General features: G+C 47.5%; 11 protein-coding genes. 5 read left to right on the top strand and 6 right to left on the bottom strand.

What is annotated here, in order from left to right; all coding sequences use genetic code 11:
* Positions 1-83: 83 nt before the first annotated feature.
* The 4 genes from HC752_RS16335 to HC752_RS16350 form a co-directional block, all read right to left on the bottom strand.
* On the bottom strand, positions 84-1,319 hold the full coding sequence (locus tag HC752_RS16335) for a DNA cytosine methyltransferase (protein ID WP_190336236.1): 1,236 nt from the start codon (positions 1,317-1,319) through the stop codon (positions 84-86).
* Positions 1,320-1,488: 169 nt separating this feature from the next.
* On the bottom strand, positions 1,489-2,199 hold the full coding sequence (locus HC752_RS16340; RefSeq protein WP_190336237.1) for a PmeII family type II restriction endonuclease: 711 nt from the start codon (positions 2,197-2,199) through the stop codon (positions 1,489-1,491).
* A 152-nt stretch (positions 2,200-2,351) separates the two neighbouring features.
* On the bottom strand, positions 2,352-3,182 hold the full coding sequence (locus HC752_RS16345) for a hypothetical protein (protein WP_190336238.1): 831 nt from the start codon (positions 3,180-3,182) through the stop codon (positions 2,352-2,354).
* An 83-nt stretch (positions 3,183-3,265) separates the two neighbouring features.
* The gene (locus HC752_RS16350; protein ID WP_190336239.1) at positions 3,266-4,264 is read right to left on the bottom strand and encodes a YecA family protein; all 999 of its coding nucleotides are present in this window, start codon (positions 4,262-4,264) and stop codon (positions 3,266-3,268) included.
* A 314-nt stretch (positions 4,265-4,578) separates the two neighbouring features.
* Here HC752_RS16350 and HC752_RS16355 point away from each other — a divergent pair, with 314 nt between their 5' ends.
* The 5 genes from HC752_RS16355 to trmH all read left to right on the top strand — a co-directional run bounded on the left by HC752_RS16355 (position 4,579) and on the right by trmH (position 10,497).
* Positions 4,579-6,474 carry an LTA synthase family protein gene (locus HC752_RS16355; RefSeq protein ID WP_190336240.1) on the top strand — a complete coding sequence of 632 codons (1,896 nt, stop codon included), beginning with the start codon at positions 4,579-4,581 and terminating at the stop codon, positions 6,472-6,474.
* Positions 6,475-6,601: 127 nt separating this feature from the next.
* A complete protein-coding gene (gene gmk, locus HC752_RS16360) occupies positions 6,602-7,225 on the top strand; it encodes a guanylate kinase (RefSeq protein WP_190336241.1) in 624 nt (207 codons plus the stop codon).
* 59 nt (positions 7,226-7,284) lie between these two features.
* The gene (rpoZ, locus tag HC752_RS16365) at positions 7,285-7,557 is read left to right on the top strand and encodes a DNA-directed RNA polymerase subunit omega (protein ID WP_101111469.1); all 273 of its coding nucleotides are present in this window, start codon (positions 7,285-7,287) and stop codon (positions 7,555-7,557) included.
* Between the two features lie 33 nt (positions 7,558-7,590).
* Positions 7,591-9,708: a bifunctional GTP diphosphokinase/guanosine-3',5'-bis pyrophosphate 3'-pyrophosphohydrolase gene (spoT, locus tag HC752_RS16370; RefSeq protein ID WP_190336242.1), complete on the top strand. Its 2,118-nt coding sequence runs from the start codon at positions 7,591-7,593 to the stop codon at positions 9,706-9,708.
* Between the two features lie 102 nt (positions 9,709-9,810).
* Positions 9,811-10,497: a tRNA (guanosine(18)-2'-O)-methyltransferase TrmH gene (gene trmH / locus HC752_RS16375; protein ID WP_190336243.1), complete on the top strand. Its 687-nt coding sequence runs from the start codon at positions 9,811-9,813 to the stop codon at positions 10,495-10,497.
* 182 nt (positions 10,498-10,679) lie between these two features.
* Here the strand turns inward: trmH and HC752_RS16380 are convergent, their stop codons facing one another.
* Both HC752_RS16380 and HC752_RS16385 read right to left on the bottom strand, forming a co-directional pair.
* Positions 10,680-16,424: a non-ribosomal peptide synthetase gene (locus HC752_RS16380; RefSeq protein ID WP_190336244.1), complete on the bottom strand. Its 5,745-nt coding sequence runs from the start codon at positions 16,422-16,424 to the stop codon at positions 10,680-10,682.
* A gap of 2 nt (positions 16,425-16,426) precedes the next feature.
* Positions 16,427-16,960 (bottom strand): phosphopantetheine-binding protein (locus HC752_RS16385; protein WP_190336245.1); only part of this gene is annotated, 534 nt, incomplete at its 5' end.

The raw sequence follows: 16,960 nt of genomic DNA on the forward strand, positions 1-16,960 counted from the left end.
GACACAGTTTATTGAGTCTCAACACTCAATAAACTGTAAGCCATAACAAATCACTTAGTGCCAACAGAAAAGGCACTAGTTCACTATGCGTCGAGTTCATTTAAAAGGCGAACCAGAGCCCGTCCCATAGCAGCAGACAAATTGACTGGAACGGCATTACCAATTTGTTTGTATTGGGCACTCAATGGACCTTGGAATTCCCAGTTATCAGGAAAAGTCTGTATCCTTGCATACTCTCTAATTTGTAAGGGTCTAGTCTCTGTTGGGTGACATCTTTCGGTCTGCTTCTGAGCAGGAGAGGTTGTTAACGTTAAACTGGGCTCATCCATAGACAATCTTCTCGCCATTCCTGTCTTACCGCCGCCTAAGTAATAACTTCCTTTCATATAGTCTTTTTGCATTTGTTCTGGCAAATCTCTCCAATATCCACCCTCTGGTACATGCTCCATTATTTTACGTTTATGTTCTGGATAAACTTGCCCCACCGAGGCTGCTACATCGGTATCGTATAGTTCCCCTGCTTTCAACGCATGCTTCAATGTCAACGGTTTGCAGTAATAGGACGGCCATTTAAATTGCGCCTTCTTTGCCAAATCATTTCTTATAGCAACAATAAATAGACGCTCTCGCTTTTGGGGAACTTTATAGCAGATTGCCTTTAATACACGAGGTTCAACTAAAGTATAGCCTAGCTCTTTAATCACCTCTTCAATCGTTTTAAGAGTACGACCATCATCGTGAGTCAGAAGAGCTCTAACATTTTCAGCTAAGAAAACCTTCGGCTGCGTCTCCTTAATCGCTCTAGCCATTTCAAAAAATAACGTACCCCTAGTATCTTCAAAGCCTAAGCTCTTACCTGCATAAGAAAAAGCTTGGCAAGGAAAACCACCTGTCAAAATATCCACTTCTCCCTTATAAGGAGTAAAGTCTACTTTGGAGATATCTCCCTCTACAACATTCCACTCTGGTCGGTTATACCGCAAGGTGTTGCATGCGTGTTTATCCCACTCATTTAAAAGGATACTCTTGAAGCCAGCTTGTTCCATACCAATAGCCAATCCTCCTCCTCCAGCAAATAACTCAATCAGGGAGTAGTTTCTATTTGGTGTAGTGTCTATTTCTCGCTCCCAGTTAGATTCAATAAACGCTCTCACTGACTCATAATGGATAACTTGCTTGGCAGGGATCAAGCCGGTGGTATCACAAGGTTTTATCTCCCCTTTTTTAATCTTTCCTTCAATCACTTTTTTAGACGTTGAGATCATATCTGCAAGCATACTGGGGGTGTACTGATAAGATTCATTGTGGACATCATACATCTGACGCTTCCATCCTAATTATCAATTGACAAACACTGTTCAAGTATACAGCAACATCTGTGCTAGGTCCAATTGAAAAGCCTAAAAGTGAAATATCCTATGGTTTTTAGCTTAACCTGAGACTTATAGATCCACGATCTCAAATGCTTTGTATCTCTTGAAGGGCTAGTTATCCGCCATTTAGCATTCCGCTCTCTTCAATCTCTTTTGCCAAAGACAGGCAGCCCTCGTTTAGAAAATCATCTGTAGGAAGGCTGAATATGAGAGTATCTAATTCCGCGACTAACTCATGATAAAACTCTTCATAACCTGTTAGTCTATGCCAAAACTCCTGCCCAACAATAACTGGGTACTGTTCATTAATGGTCATATAGTGCTGACTTAATTCTCCAGCTGTCCCATAAAGCACTCCCATAATTAGGTCATTATTGTTAAGTAACATAGAGTTTGTTCTAGCAAGATTGGTAACTGCCGTAAACTTTTTGAGAAGCGGTTTTACATCTTCAGAGTTTATAGTATTAGGTCCTGATTTGAGCTGGCACCACTTCTTTCGACCATCAATGCGATCTTCAAACTCTATATCCATTCCTTTAATCAAAGAACCTTCCGCCAACTTCAACTCAACAAACATTTTTTGGATACGATCACCAAAAGATGTGTTAATTGAAGTCCCTAAAACTCTAGGGTAATAGAGCGCCTTTGCTACTCCGATTGGTGTGAAGTCATCAGCCAGAACCTTTGACAAATAACGAACAACTATTGGATTAATATTGTATGACTTAAGCCGAGCGTTTTGTTTTAGAGATTTTTCTTTGTGATTTAGAAAGATTTTCTGCTCGAAATACTCGGTAATCTGACTTAACAAATGTTCTTTTTTCAATGTGTTAACCTTCATTTCCAATCGACTAAGTTGATATTAATCGTTTCAATTGAGCAATTCATTAATTTATAAGAAAAAAATCTCATTTAGACTACCTGTGGATGATAGGAGCACTTATCTAGTGTCCTTTATTGGTAAATAACTAACAGTGTTCACTCTTGAATTAACACAGAAGCAGTCAATAGCGCTTGCAGCCTTTTTATCAATGCCTTTCGTTTTTTGTGTTCCAAAATGAAGTCGTTAAAGCGGCGCTCAAAGGCAGGAAATTTATCCATAAACTGACATGCCTCAGCAAGTTGATGTAAATCGTTCGATGCATGATCATAACCACTGGCACAAGCGCGATTAGCCTGTTCTTGTATGCGCAGCCAAACTTGATCACGCTGACTGTAAACCTCAGAAAGTTTTGCTTCCTTTGCTACTTTTTCTTCTGCCAGCCGTTTAGCCATGGCAATCGCCTGTTCTTTTTCTAATTGCGCTTCAGCAATATCAATGTAAGGTGCGATGACTTGCCCATCCAACCAATGAGCATATTCCAAGTGTTCAAGTTCGCTCCCCTTTCTCGTCATTGCCATGGCTTGACTTCTAGATAATTCCCCTTGCTCGAATAAAGCAGTTAACAGATGGTCTTTCTCTTTTTCGGAAAGCTGGCTCAACCAAGCCGATGAATTCTGGCTATTCTGAATAGGGCAATGGCTTGCCCTATCCTGTAGCGCGAGGGTTAATGCTTTTAACATTCCCAAAGGGACATCGAACAGTGTCACAAACGCAAGCTGCGGCTCACTGAGTCTGTCAAAGTCAAACCCAACCATGGGAATCGGTGCAACGTCACTGCCACCATCCAACGCTCTAAGCCACATTAAATACAGTAAACGCCAGTCACCTTGTAAGAGTTCAGCACGAAGTGAAGATAAATGCAGAAAAAATTCATCGGCATCTTCGTCATCAAAATACTCGTGGTATTCCTCTAGTGAGAATACCAACAGCTGCCATTGGTCACTGCCTAAATGCCCTTCTAGACGTTCAAATCGATAATATTGATATTCGCTTATGCTATTTATTACTGTTAGATATCAAATAAAAAAGTGTCTTTTAACAAGGATTGTACTTTTACTTCTCTCTGTATGTATTCCCCATTGCAAAAGCATTTAGGATCCATGGTGATGAATCCCCAAAACTGCAAAAATCGATTAATAAAGCGCGATTCAACCATGGAACTCAATAACTTGCTTGGTGTGGCATAGTCGTCCGGTGGGAACTGTTGCAACAAGTCGGGAAATGCTGTTGCGACTTCATCAACCAGCAGTTCAACGTTAGCATGATTTTGCAAGCGCCACAGCATAAATAGCCAGAATGTCCGTAGGTCAATATCGTACTCCCAAGCATCCAAATATCCCCAGTTGTACTGGCTGATTGCCACTTCCAACATAGGTTCAAAGAATGCCTGAAGCCCCTGACTTTGATACTGTTTCAGAGCCGCCTTTTTTACATGATATCGACCGCTCCGGCGATAGATAATACCTGCGATTTCAGCCAAGACTCGGGTATAGTGCAATGCGTTAAACTTATCTTCATTGCTCCCTGCAAATTCGCTGATGCTTATGTCGCTTTCATATTGGGCAACGGCAAACTCGGGCAATAAATCACTGGCTTGTTTTACTAACTTCGCGGGTACATTCCCTTTACTGGTTGCCTTAAAAGAACCTTCATTTCGCATCGCTTCGTCTAAAATTAGCGCTAAATAACGCATTACAGGGCTACTGGATAAGTCATTTGGTGTATGGATGCTTACCCCTGACAACTCTTTAAACGGTGCATGCAGCCAATTCCCCATCTGAGTCGGAGAGAGACCACAAAAATCTGTAATGGGCTGATTGTTTCTGTCATTCACCCTATGCTTTAACACCACATTCAATTCATCCAGCGATAAATCAGTATTCATAGAGAGAATGTTCTCTACTTCATCAAACATCTCCGCATGTTGCTTTGACACGCTATTCATACAGCATCGCTTATACTTTTTCCCGCTACCACAGGAGCAAAGATCGTTTCGTCCCAGCTTCATTCCACATCACCATTATCAACTTTGCATAGACACAGCATGCCACCTGCAATTTCAAATTTTCAAGATTTTAAATGCATTATCCTGATAGAATTTGAACCGATACGCCCATAGGGGTAGGCGCATGCATCGCATATTCAATTGGCATACTCATCTTCTAATTCAATTTACAATCTTCACATCTCCAAATTGAACCAGTTGAGCGAACTTTTCCACAATCTGCTAACCTATGCAGCATTCAATAACTTGAGTAGCCAAACCACAAGGTTTCCGCCCTCTAATACAGACCCAACTACTTTGCTTTACCCGAGTTCACCATGATAAGAAACATACTAAGACTGTTTTTCACCTGTTTGCTGACCGCTTTTTCAAGCAAGGTTGTTTTCCTTTTCGCGGCAACGTCGATTCCTCTGAGTCTGTTCAGCGTGGATGGCATCATTAGCTTGCTTTACGGGCTGCGATTTGATGCCACCATAGCGGCATTATTAACGGCACCCGCAGCATTGGTGTTACTGGTTCTGAATTTTCTTCGTTTCGACATGCGATGGGCGCTTCGCTTGTGGGCGAGTTTGGCTGTTTTATGGATCATTGGTGCAACGGCATCCGACACCATTTACGCTGAAGATGCGCGTAAACACGTCACCTTTGAACTCTTCACGGCGTCTGGCTTGGTTGATTCCGTACTGATCACGGCTTTCACCGTGTATTACCCGCTGGTGATTTTAGGGCTGGTTCTGAGTGCCATTTCTGTCTTCATTATTTGGAAAAGCCGCTGGACGAGCATGGCGACCAGCCGCTTAACTATTGGTAAATACACACTGGCGACGCTGGCTTACCTCGTACTCACTGTCACCTTTATTCGTGGCGGTTGGTTCGATGCGCCTCAGTCCCCCATGAGCGCGTATAAAATCGGCCATAACGACAAAGCGTATCTGGCGTGGAGCGCGCCTTACAGCGTGACTTACTACCTTGCAAACGGCAAAAATAAGTCCATTTCGCGCATCACGGCCAGCCCTGAACCTTCGGTTCTTGACGCCTTCAATACCGCGCTCGATCAAGACGTCGCCTCCAACATTAGCGACGTCAAAAAAGCCAACGTGGTCTTTGTGTTGTTGGAAAGCTGGGCATCGGTGGACATGAATAGCTCGAATCCAGAACACCACTCCACCCCATTTTTTGATGCCCTACGTGCCAAATCGCTGACATCGGATGCCATGTATGCCGATGGATACCGAACCGTACAAGGTATTTTTGCCAGCATGTGCAGCTTCCCTAACCCTAACGGGGGCATCGTGGCGGGTACGCACTTGCAAAATAGCCAATATCAATGTTTGCCCGACATACTTCGTGAACAAGGATGGGACACACGTTTCGTCCAAGGCAGTGGCAAGGGCATTGTCGGCGCATTTGCGCAATCGCTCGGATTTACGGAATCCTATGGTAAAGAAGATTTTGACTTTGAAGCGCCGCGCAATGAGTGGGGGTTCCAAGACGACAGCATCTATCGTTTCTCGATGGACAGAATCAAAGAAATGCAAAACAACGATTCCGGTAAACCCTTCTTTATTGCCATCAATACGGGGACAACGCACGGTTCGGTGTTGCCAGCCGAAGACGATTTTACGTTCGGAAAATCCACCATGCCTGAACTGCGCCGCAGCACCATGAACTACGCCGATAAAGCATTAAACACCTTTATCACCGAACTGAACGACACCGTCAAAGCGCCAACATTGGTCGTACTGATGTCGGATCACACCGCCAAGATTGTGGAGCCGAACCTAGCGAAAAATTCGATTCCATTTCTGATCTACGCCACCGACGGCAGCGTACCCGCCATTCGCCACAATCGCGCCTCGTCTCAGCGTGATATAGGGAGCACCATTCTAGACTGGCTGGGAGGCTACGCGCCTTGGTTTACCGGTCATTCCCTGCTCAATGAAAATTACGCAGGGCAATCCAGCTTCTCCGATGGCGGCCTGTTCTTTTGGGTGGACGGCAAACGCATGGTCACGATTGACTCCAGCAACAACCGCTTACAGCAATGTTTTCTGATTAAAGAGGACACCATAAAACTGAAACCAGCCAACTGCGACGAGCCTTGGGTCGCGCCTCTATTCGAGCAAGGTCGCGACTTCAACGCGCTCACCCAAGAGCTGTTATTTAACGGCGAAACGACTCGGTATCGGGACATATTCAGCCAATCTCAATAGGTAAAAACAGAAGCATTGAGGTTATTGAACAAAAAATGCTATCCTTTCGCCCCATTTTTTAGGCATCTCATCCTGCAGTGCGTTACACTCGCATTCAGGTAACTAGGGTAAAGTAAGCGGATTATTCATGGGTAAAGGTACGTTATACATCGTTTCAGCACCAAGCGGTGCAGGTAAATCAAGCCTGATTTCAGCGCTATTGGAAAAAAATCCAACCTACGCGATGAAAGTATCAATATCCCACACAACACGTGGAATGCGCCCTGGAGAAGAAGACGGCACGCACTATCACTTTGTCAGCAAAGACAAATTTGAAGAATTGATCAGGCAAGAATCGTTTCTTGAGTATGCCGAAGTGTTTGGCAACTACTACGGTACGTCTCGCCCATGGATTGAAGAAAACCTCGATAAAGGCATTGATGTGTTCCTAGACATTGATTGGCAAGGGGCGCGTCAAATACGCGAGCAGATGCCTCTGGCGAAGAGCATTTTCATTCTTCCACCCTCAAAAGAAGAACTGGAGCGTCGCCTCAATGCACGCGGTCAGGACAGCGAAGCGGTGATCGCCAAACGCATGAATGAAGCACAATCCGAAATATCTCATTACAATGAATATGATTACGTCATTGTGAACGATGACTTCGACACCGCAGTGCTCGATTTCAAGTCCATTCTTCGAGCTGAACGCTTGAAGGAAGACAAACAAGCCGCGAAATACAGTAGCATGTTAACCGCGCTATTGGCCGATTGAGCCTTTAGACTGTATAATTTCTCGTCATATTAAATTTTTAGTTAACTATTGGAGTTCTCATGGCACGCGTAACTGTACAAGACGCTGTTGAAAAAATTGGTAACCGTTTTGACTTGGTTCTGATTGCGGCACGCCGCGCTCGTCAAATGCAAACTGGCGGTAAAGATTCATTAGTGCCTGAAGAAAACGATAAGCCATCGGTTATCGCTCTTCGCGAGATCGAAGAAGGTCTTATCACTAAAGAAGTACTGGATGCTCGCGAGCGTCAAGAGCAACAAGAACAAGAAGCAGCAGAATTGGCGGCAGTAAGCAGCATCGCTCACAACCGTTAATTGTAATTCTTTAACGCATTTCGGGCCTGTAATTTGTATCTTTTTGAAAGCCTAAAAGAAGTTGCCCAAGAATATCTGACAGAGCCTCAACTTGAGGCTCTGAGTCGATCTTATGTGGTAGCAAGAAACGCCCATGAAGGGCAAACCCGTTCCACGGGCGAACCGTACATCATCCACCCTGTCGCTGTTGCTCGTATCCTTGCAGAAATGCACCTCGATAATGAAACTCTGATGGCCGCTCTGCTGCACGATGTTATTGAAGATACGGAAACCACCAAAGAAGACTTGGAAGAACAGTTTGGCGCCACGGTCGCGGAATTGGTTGATGGGGTATCCAAGCTGGATAAGCTTAAGTTCCGAGATCGCAAAGAAGCACAAGCCGAAAACTTTCGCAAAATGGTGCTCGCCATGGTTCAGGATATTCGCGTTATCCTGATCAAATTAGCAGACCGTACGCATAATATGCGCACCTTAGGCGCACTTCGCCCTGATAAAAAGCGTCGTATTGCTCGTGAGACGCTGGAAATCTACGCACCACTTGCTCACCGTTTAGGGATTCACAACATCAAAGTTGAGCTCGAAGAACTCGGCTTTGAGGCTTTATACCCAAATCGCTATCGCGTTTTAAAAGAAGTGGTGAAAGCCGCGCGCGGCAATCGAAAAGAAATCATTCAACGTATCCACAATGAGATTTCGGGTCGGTTGGAAGAAATGGGGCTCGAAGCGCGCGTGTTCGGGCGAGAAAAGAATCTGTTCTCCATCTATAACAAGATGCGAACCAAAGAGCAGCGCTTCCACACCATTATGGACATCTACGCATTCCGTGTGGTAGTGAAATCCGCCGATATGTGTTATCGCGTATTGGGTCAGGTACACAGCCTTTACAAGCCACGTCCGGGCAAAATGAAAGATTACATCGCCGTTCCAAAAGCCAATGGCTACCAGTCTTTGCACACCTCTATGGTCGGGCCTCACGGTGTACCGGTGGAAGTACAGATTCGAACAGAAGACATGGACCAGATGGCAGACAAAGGGGTCGCGGCACACTGGTCATATAAGAGCAATGGTGATAAGTCTGGCACCACCGCACAAGTGAAAGCCCAGCGCTGGATGCAAAGCTTGTTAGAATTGCAACAAAGTGCCGGTAACTCCTTCGAATTCATTGAAAACGTAAAATCCGATCTATTCCCAGATGAGATTTACGTGTTCACGCCCAAAGGCAGAATTATTGAAATGCCCGTGGGCGCGACCGCCGTCGATTTCGCGTATGCTGTGCATACCGATGTCGGTAATATGTGTGTTGGCGCGCGGGTTGATCGGCAACCTTATCCACTGAGCAAATCTCTGAAAAACGGTCAAACCATTGAAATCATCAGTGCACCGGGTGCTCGCCCGAATGCCGCTTGGCTGAATTATGTGGTGACCTCTCGTGCACGCACGAAGATCCGTCAGGTTTTAAAAACCATGCGCCGTGAAGAGTCCATCACCTTAGGGCGTCGATTACTGAACCACGCTCTAGGTGAGCACTCAATTTCCGACATCAACCAAGACAACATCGATCATGTCTTGACTGAACTAAAAGTCGAATCGCTTGATGACTTGTTGGCGACTATCGGCCTTGGCGAGCTCATGAGCATTGTCATTGCGCGTCGCTTATTAGGGGACGTGGATGAACTGACCGAAACGAGTGACTCGAAAAACAATAAGAAGAAGCTGCCCATTCGCGGTGCGGAAGGCATTTTGCTCACGTTTGCCAATTGTTGCCACCCCATTCCAGATGATCACATTATTGCTCACGTCTCTCCGGGTCGAGGCTTAGTGGTTCACCGCGAAACGTGTCCAAACGTCCGCGGCTATCAAAAAGAACCGGATAAGTACATGGCGGTGGAGTGGTCGAACGATTACGATCAAGAGTTCATTACCGAACTTCAGATAGACATGCAAAATCACCAAGGTGCTTTGGCGGCCTTAACCAATGTGATTTCGCAGACCGGTTCGAATATTCACGGTATTTCAACCGAAGAAAAAGACGGTCGTCTATACACTATTACCATGTTGTTAACCACGAAAGATCGTGTTCATCTGGCGGGCATCATGAAGCGTATTCGTGTTATGCCACAAGCAACGAAGGTTCGCCGACGTAAGCACTAATTCGTGATAAAAACGAGTTCGCGCGATCCACACCAATGAGCACGAAAAACTAACATTGAAGGTCTCTTATCGTCAGGTAAGAGACCTTTTTCAGAGCTTCCCATGAATTTAGAACGTTACCACCGCATTCATACCGTGCTTAAAGCACGCCAACCTGACCTGACGTTATGCCTTGAAGAAGTGCATAAACCGAATAATGTCTCTGCGATTATCCGCAGTGCGGATGCCGCAGGCGTTCATAAAGTCCACGCCGTGTGGCCGGACCCGAAAATGCGCACTCTCAGCCACACCTCGGCGGGCGCAAGAAACTGGGTAGAAGTGGATACCCATGAATCGATTGATGACGCCGTCAGCGAGCTGAAAAGCCAAGGCATGCAAATACTGGCAACCCACTTGTCAGACACCGCTGTCGATTTTCGTGACATCGACTACACCAAACCCACCGCCGTGATCTTAGGCGGTGAAAAGCATGGGATCACTCCCCACGCGCTGTCCATGGCCGATCAGGACATCATCATTCCCATGGTCGGCATGGTGCAATCGTTGAATGTTTCGGTTGCCAGTGCGCTGATCTTGTTTGAAGCACAAAGACAGCGTCAACTTGCGGGCATGTATGAGCGAGACGAATCCGCCCTTCCAGCTGAGTACATTCATCGAATTCTGTTTGAGCGAGGGCATCCCGTTCTCGCCAACGTCGCCAAGCGCAAAGGCTTACCTTACCCGCCATTGGATAACGCGGGTCAAATCGTGGCTGATGAAAGCTGGTGGGCAGCCATGCAAAGAAAGTAGGCTGCGTTGCGTGCTCGCGCCTTAATAAACCAACCTTAATAAACCGGCTTTAATACACCCTAGCAGCACGCCTTGTTCAAGCACCAAATCAAGTAAACGATAGGATAAACACGCGGTCTTCCAACTTATCGATGCGTGTTATCCAATCAACGCTAGACTCTCACCATTTTGCACAGCTCCATTTAAGATACCGTTTGCTCATGCAATTTTTTAGGCTTGCTCATTGCTGAACTGGGCTCCTCGTCAGGGATGACATCGGGCAGCCTTTGTTCCATCAACCTCAGAGGGCGATAAAGCAGGCTCATCACCCCCCAGATTACGGCAAATAATCCTAATGTCGCCAATAGCGCCCCAACCCCTCGCCCTTCGCTTCCGCCGAATAAAGACACCGCCACATGCGCCATGGGGGAATCACTCATCATAAACGGCTCCACCACATTTTCTGCCAGATGACCGATAACGAAATACGCCAAAGGCATCATCGACCACGACATCATCTGGTTGGTGGCGATCACCCGCCCCTGCAATTCGAGCCCAACTTTCACTTGGATCAGACATTGCCAGTGCGCGTTGACCAGCGCCAGCGACATGCCGATACCAAAGAACCCAACCATGAGATAAAACGAATTGGCTTGAATGCCCGCCACAATCATCGAGACACCGGTGAGCAGCGTGAAACCGATCATGCCATGCGCTCGGAGCTTGGTACCACCCCAAATGCCCATAATCAAGCCGCCGGCCAACTGCCCTATCCCATCAAATGCGAGCACCTGACCAAGCAAGTCTGCCTTGCCCACAGACAGAACCAATGGAGTACCGAGTACCATAATGGCGCTGAACGCAAAGTTATACACCGCAAAGAACACCACCATCGCCAGCATTTCTTTACGCTGAAGGATGTATTGCCAACCTTCGACGATTTCCTGAACCAATGGCAACTCACGCTTTTTGAACATCCGATTCGGGAAGCGAATCAGAAGCAACGTGGTAAACGCCACACAGAATGCCGCGATGTCCAGCATCAACACATTCTGTAGCCCAACCTCTAGGAACAAATACCCACCCGCAAAAACCGCGAGCACTTGGCTGGTGGAGGACGCCAATTGCGCCAACCCATTCGCTCGACCGAGGTATTTCTTCGGCACTAATTGCGCAATGGTGGCAATGTAGGCTGGTCGCTGAAACGCTTGCCCGATAGAGCTGATAGCAACCACGGTGTAGATTTTCCAAATCTGCAATTCCCCCGTCCATAACGTGAAGAAAATAAACAGGGTGCCGCAAACGGAGATGGCGTCACTGAACATCAAAATCAGCCGCCGATCCCACCTGTCGACCAATGCCCCTGCAAGCGGCAACACCAAGATACCCGGGAGCAATGCAAACACCGAAATATAGGCAAACTCCGTCACCGATCCGGTTTGCATGTAAACCCAAGTCCCCAAGGCAAACGCCGTCAAACCGGTGCCAAGCATCGACATAAATTGCCCGAAGACAATCACAAAAAACAAAGGCAAACTGGGTTTAGCCTCACGGTGTTTCCTATTGAACAAATGGCTAAATGAGAACCTCTCTTTTGGCTCGCTCTCTGGTTCGTTCAATGGTGAGGGGGTGACGTTTTTACCCTTTCTCTCTCCCTCACTTTTTGGTGGAGTTTCCCATTGATGAATGTGTGCAGTCAGGATTCGGCTCAATGCCTGAGGTTGATGCTTAATAAAGAAATGCCCGGCATCAGGAATCACTTCCATCGACACATCGGTCGAAAAAGCTCGCCAATCTTGGTATCGTTCTTCATAAAATTCGGTGCTTTTGTCTTTGTCGCCGTATATCGACACTATCGGCGCACGGATCGCGTATTCATCGGGCGATAAATTCGCAAGCGTGTAGAAATCCTCGGCATCACTGACATCTTGTCGCATGGCGGACATCAAGAAATTCAACTCATCTTCTTCCAGTGATTCGGAAAAACCACCTAACGACAGAATCGACTCAAAACGTAAGCGATTGGAGACTAACTTATCAAATGGAATCCATTTCCTAAGTGACTCCAGTGCGGCAAAAGGCAGCCTAGGGAATGGGAACGTCGCCGCTAAGAATACCCCTTTTACTGGCAACCCTTTCGCTTCTAGCCTGCGAGCAATATCCAAGGTGAGCGCCCCCCCGACACAATGCCCATAAAGGTACACATCTCCTAAAATGCCCGACGCTATTTCGTCTACACACTGCGCCGCAATGTCACTCATCGGCATCAGTGCTTCCTCTGACCGTGCGTAGTCATGGCCGGGGAAATTCAACGCATGCAGCGAATAATCATCGGGAAGGCAACCTGATAAAGGTTGATACGCGATGGGGCTTCCCCCGCCATACGGAATACAAACAAGGTGACGCTTGGGCTTGGTTTTCTTGTGGGTTGAGGAGGTAAGGCAATGCAACAAGCCTGTGGGTTGGGCATCGGTTTCGGACTCAATGTGCTTGGCGATCTCCGCCACGGTTGGGAAGCGGAACAAATCCACTACCGTGACTTTTTTCGGTTCACGACGGCTTGTTTCCGGATCTAAAACACATCCTTCTAACACATACCCTTCTAAAACATGTCCTTCTAAAGAATAGGATGCTAAAGCGCGATTGAGCATGCCCACCATTCGAATCGCGGTAATCGAGTTGCCGCCGATCTGAAAGAAATTATCGTGAACGCCCACCAGCTCAACATGCAGCGCTTGCTGCCAGATATCGGCAAACAGGGTTTCCAATGCGGTACTGGGTGCGACGTATTCCTCGGTTTGGTTCCATACCGGATCAGGGAGCGCTTGTCGGTCTAGCTTTCCGTTTGCGGTCAATGGAACCACATCGATCAAATTGAAAGTGGACGGCACCATGTATTCAGGTAAAGCGTCAGACACCACTTGGCGAAGCCGTTCAAACAATGTTTCGCTGTCGTCATCGGACACAATATACGCCGCCAAGTTCTTGATGCCTTCTCGGTCGACATCGATGACCACAGCGTGTTTCACCCCCGCTTGCTCAGACAACAAGGTTTCAATTTCCCCCAGCTCGACTCGATAACCCCGCACTTTCACTTGGAAATCTTTACGCCCCTTGAACTCGATATACCCGTTGTTATTCCAACTGCCTAAATCACCCGTTCGATACAAGTGACCCAGTGTGGGGTGGTCAAAAAACTGGGCGGCGGTTTTTTCTGGTTCGTTGTAATACCCTTTCGCTACCCCCACGCCGCCGATGTGGATTTCCCCTATTGCGCCAGCAGGGCAATGCCCCCCTTGCTCGTTGAGTACCCACATGGTTTGATTCGGCATCGCCAACCCGTAAGGAATGCTTTGCCAATGAGGGTTGACCGACTGAATGGGATACCAAATAGACCAAATGCTGCCTTCCGTTGCCCCTCCCAAGCTGATGGCTTGCACCGTCGGTATTAAGCGCTTAAGTTGCTTTGGCAGTTGAAGCGGAATCCAATCCCCACTCATGAGCACCACTTTCAATGAATGGAGGCGTTGTGCTTGATCGCTTTGGGAAGAGCTTTTCTGAGACGCATCGATGGGTGATCCCACCTCTTCCACCAAAAGCTGCACCAACTGAGGCACCGAGTTCCAAATGGTCACTTGATGAGCATCAACAAGCTCTACCCATCGACTTGGGTTTTGTACGTCTGATTGATCTGGAAAGACGATGGCTGCGCCTGCCGCTAAAGGGCCGAATACATCGTAAACAGAAAGATCAAAGCTCAAGTCTGACAGCGCCAATACTCGATCTTGCGGCTGAACGTGGAATGCTCGATTCACCGCTTCGATGGTGTTCATGGCTCCCTCATGGCTGATCACCACCCCTTTCGGTTTGCCCGTGCTGCCAGAGGTGAAAATGATGTACGCCAATTCATCAGGGCTAACATGAGGTAACGCCTCTTGCCATCGCTCGTTTTGCCAATGCTCTGGAATGGACGTTTGGTACGCCTCTTCTATCACGGTGATGTGATACTGTTTCAGCCACTCTTCGTCCGTGTATTCATCATACTGACGCTGAGTCACCACAAGGTGTGTCACCCCGCCCGCCTGCAACACGTCGTTCAAACGCGATGCTGGCCATGCCACATTTAACGGCAGATACGCCGCCCCAATCGACATAATACCTAACGTCGCTACCAGCTGCGGCTCGCCTTTTTCCGTCAGTACGCCGACCAATTCCCCTTGCACTACCCCAGTTTGCTGTAGCTGGTTCGCTAACAACAAACGGTGCTCATGCACCTCTTGATAACGGAAGCTTTGGCTACCACAAACCACCGCAAGGGCATTAGGTTGCCTGACCACTTGTTCATTAAATCCGTCGAGCAAATTTCTTTTGGGGTAATCGGCTTGAGTGTTATTCCACTGATTAAAAAGCCGCTCACGCTCAGTGGGGGAAAGCACATTGATTTGCCCGATCGCTTGATTCGGTTCTGCAACAAAGCCTGTTAATACACAGAAAAACACGTCGGCAAACCTTTGGATCGTGTCATCATTGAACAAGCTCGTGGCAAAATTGAAGTGGCCGTAAATGTCTTGCCCACTGTCATCTAAATACAAACTCAAATCAAACTTAGCGGGGTTTCGCAGCGAGCGCACCTCTTCAAATGGCGCTTGTTTAAAGGGCAACGTCTGCGCTTTCAAACGCTCTTCACCAAAACTTTGTAGCGAGAACATCACTTGGAAAATCGGGTGGCGTGACATATCCCGCTCGACGTTTAACGCTTCGACAAGTTGCTCGAAGGGCAGATCTTGATGTGCCTTTGCTTCCAGCACAACACGGTGAACACGCGTGATGAAGGCTTGTACGCTCGACGACAAGGAGACATCCGCCCGCATTGGCAATGCGTTAACAAAGTAGCCAATCAAATTTTGAACTTGCGTGTGGTGACGGTTATCAGAAGGCGTGCCAACAACAATGCTTTTCTGACCCGACAAAAGCGCCAAAGTCGCATAGAAACCACTCAGCAAAACGGTGTACAAGGTGGTCTCTTGCTGACGGGCAAGCTGACGAAGTTGTTCAGACAACTCACTATCGAACGTGAAAACCCGATCTTTACCGTGGTAATCAATGGTCGCTGGGCGCGGTGCATCGGTCGGAAGGGTCAACGTTTCTACGTCATCAAGCTGACGCTTCCAAAAAGTGAGTTGCTTTTCAAGCTTCTCCCCCGCTAAATGCTGACGCTGCCAAAGGGCGTAATCCGCATAGCCGATGTCCAATTCAGGGAGCACAGGCGTATGCCCTGCACTGTACGCTTGATACGCCAACGATAGCTCATTGAGAAAAACATCCGTCGACCAACCATCAAAGGCGATGTGGTGAAAGATGACCAGTAAATAGTCTTTTTCCAAGCCCAGATAACGAATCAACCGGATCGGTCGCTCTTGATCCAATTGGAAGGGCCGAGAAATTTCAGAATCGAAAATGGTTTTTAGGGGGGTGTTGGGCGCAATGGACTCCACGTCCATTTGCACAGTGGAGGCCAATGGCTTCACATACGCCTTGTCTTGATCGTCTGTCAGGTAGACCGAATTCAATACTGGATGACGCTCAACGACGGTTTGAAAGGCACGTTCCAGCGCCGACAAATCGACATCGGCATTGAGCTCAAAGACATACGGAATATGGTACGCATCGGTGCCTTGCTCAAACTGCTCGATGAACAACATGCGCTCTTGTGAAAAGGAGAGCTCGGCTTGCTCCATAGGCATGACCAGTATCTCTTTATCCCAAAAGGCGTGTTTGGAGGTGATCCGGTTCTGCCGCAAAATGACCAACAGATCCGGCTTTTTTGCTTTGATCTCGTCAAGTAACTCTGAACACGGTTTGTCACCGGAAAACGCCAGCTTAATGGCATCCCCTTCCACCCAAACCGACATGTTACTGGCTTTGATTCGATTCACTAACTCGTACATAGCTAAATACTCATTTCGTTATCTTGCTCATCCAGGAAGCTGACCGTTTGATTCTCTTCGATGTACGCTGCCAACTCGGCGATCGTTTTAACGGTATAAAGGTTCACTAGCTCCAGACGCAGTGAATGACCAAGGTAGCGATTGATCTGGCTGATGACTTTGATGGCGTTAATGGAGTTGCCACCGATTTGGAAAAAGCTGTCGTGAACACCGACTCGCTCTAACCCCAACACCTGAGACCAGATGTCGCACAGCGCTTTTTCCAATTCACTGTCTGGAGCAACGTAGCCGCTGGCTTCCACCCACTCCGGTTCGGGCAACGCTCGACGGTCAAGCTTGCCGTTCAACGTAAGAGGGATTGACGCAATCTGGTTGAAGGTGGCGGGCACCATGTAATCCGGCAAGTGCACATTTAAGCTATAGCGGAGGTCATCGACGTTGAGTGTCTGGTCACTCACGAGGTACGCCGCAAGGTACTTGTCGCCTTCTTTCTCGCGGTCAATGACCACGGCTTGTTGAACTCCGTCTGCCGCCAT

It is taken from the genome of Vibrio sp. S9_S30, from assembly GCF_014694455.1.
Classification (GTDB): domain Bacteria; phylum Pseudomonadota; class Gammaproteobacteria; order Enterobacterales; family Vibrionaceae; genus Vibrio.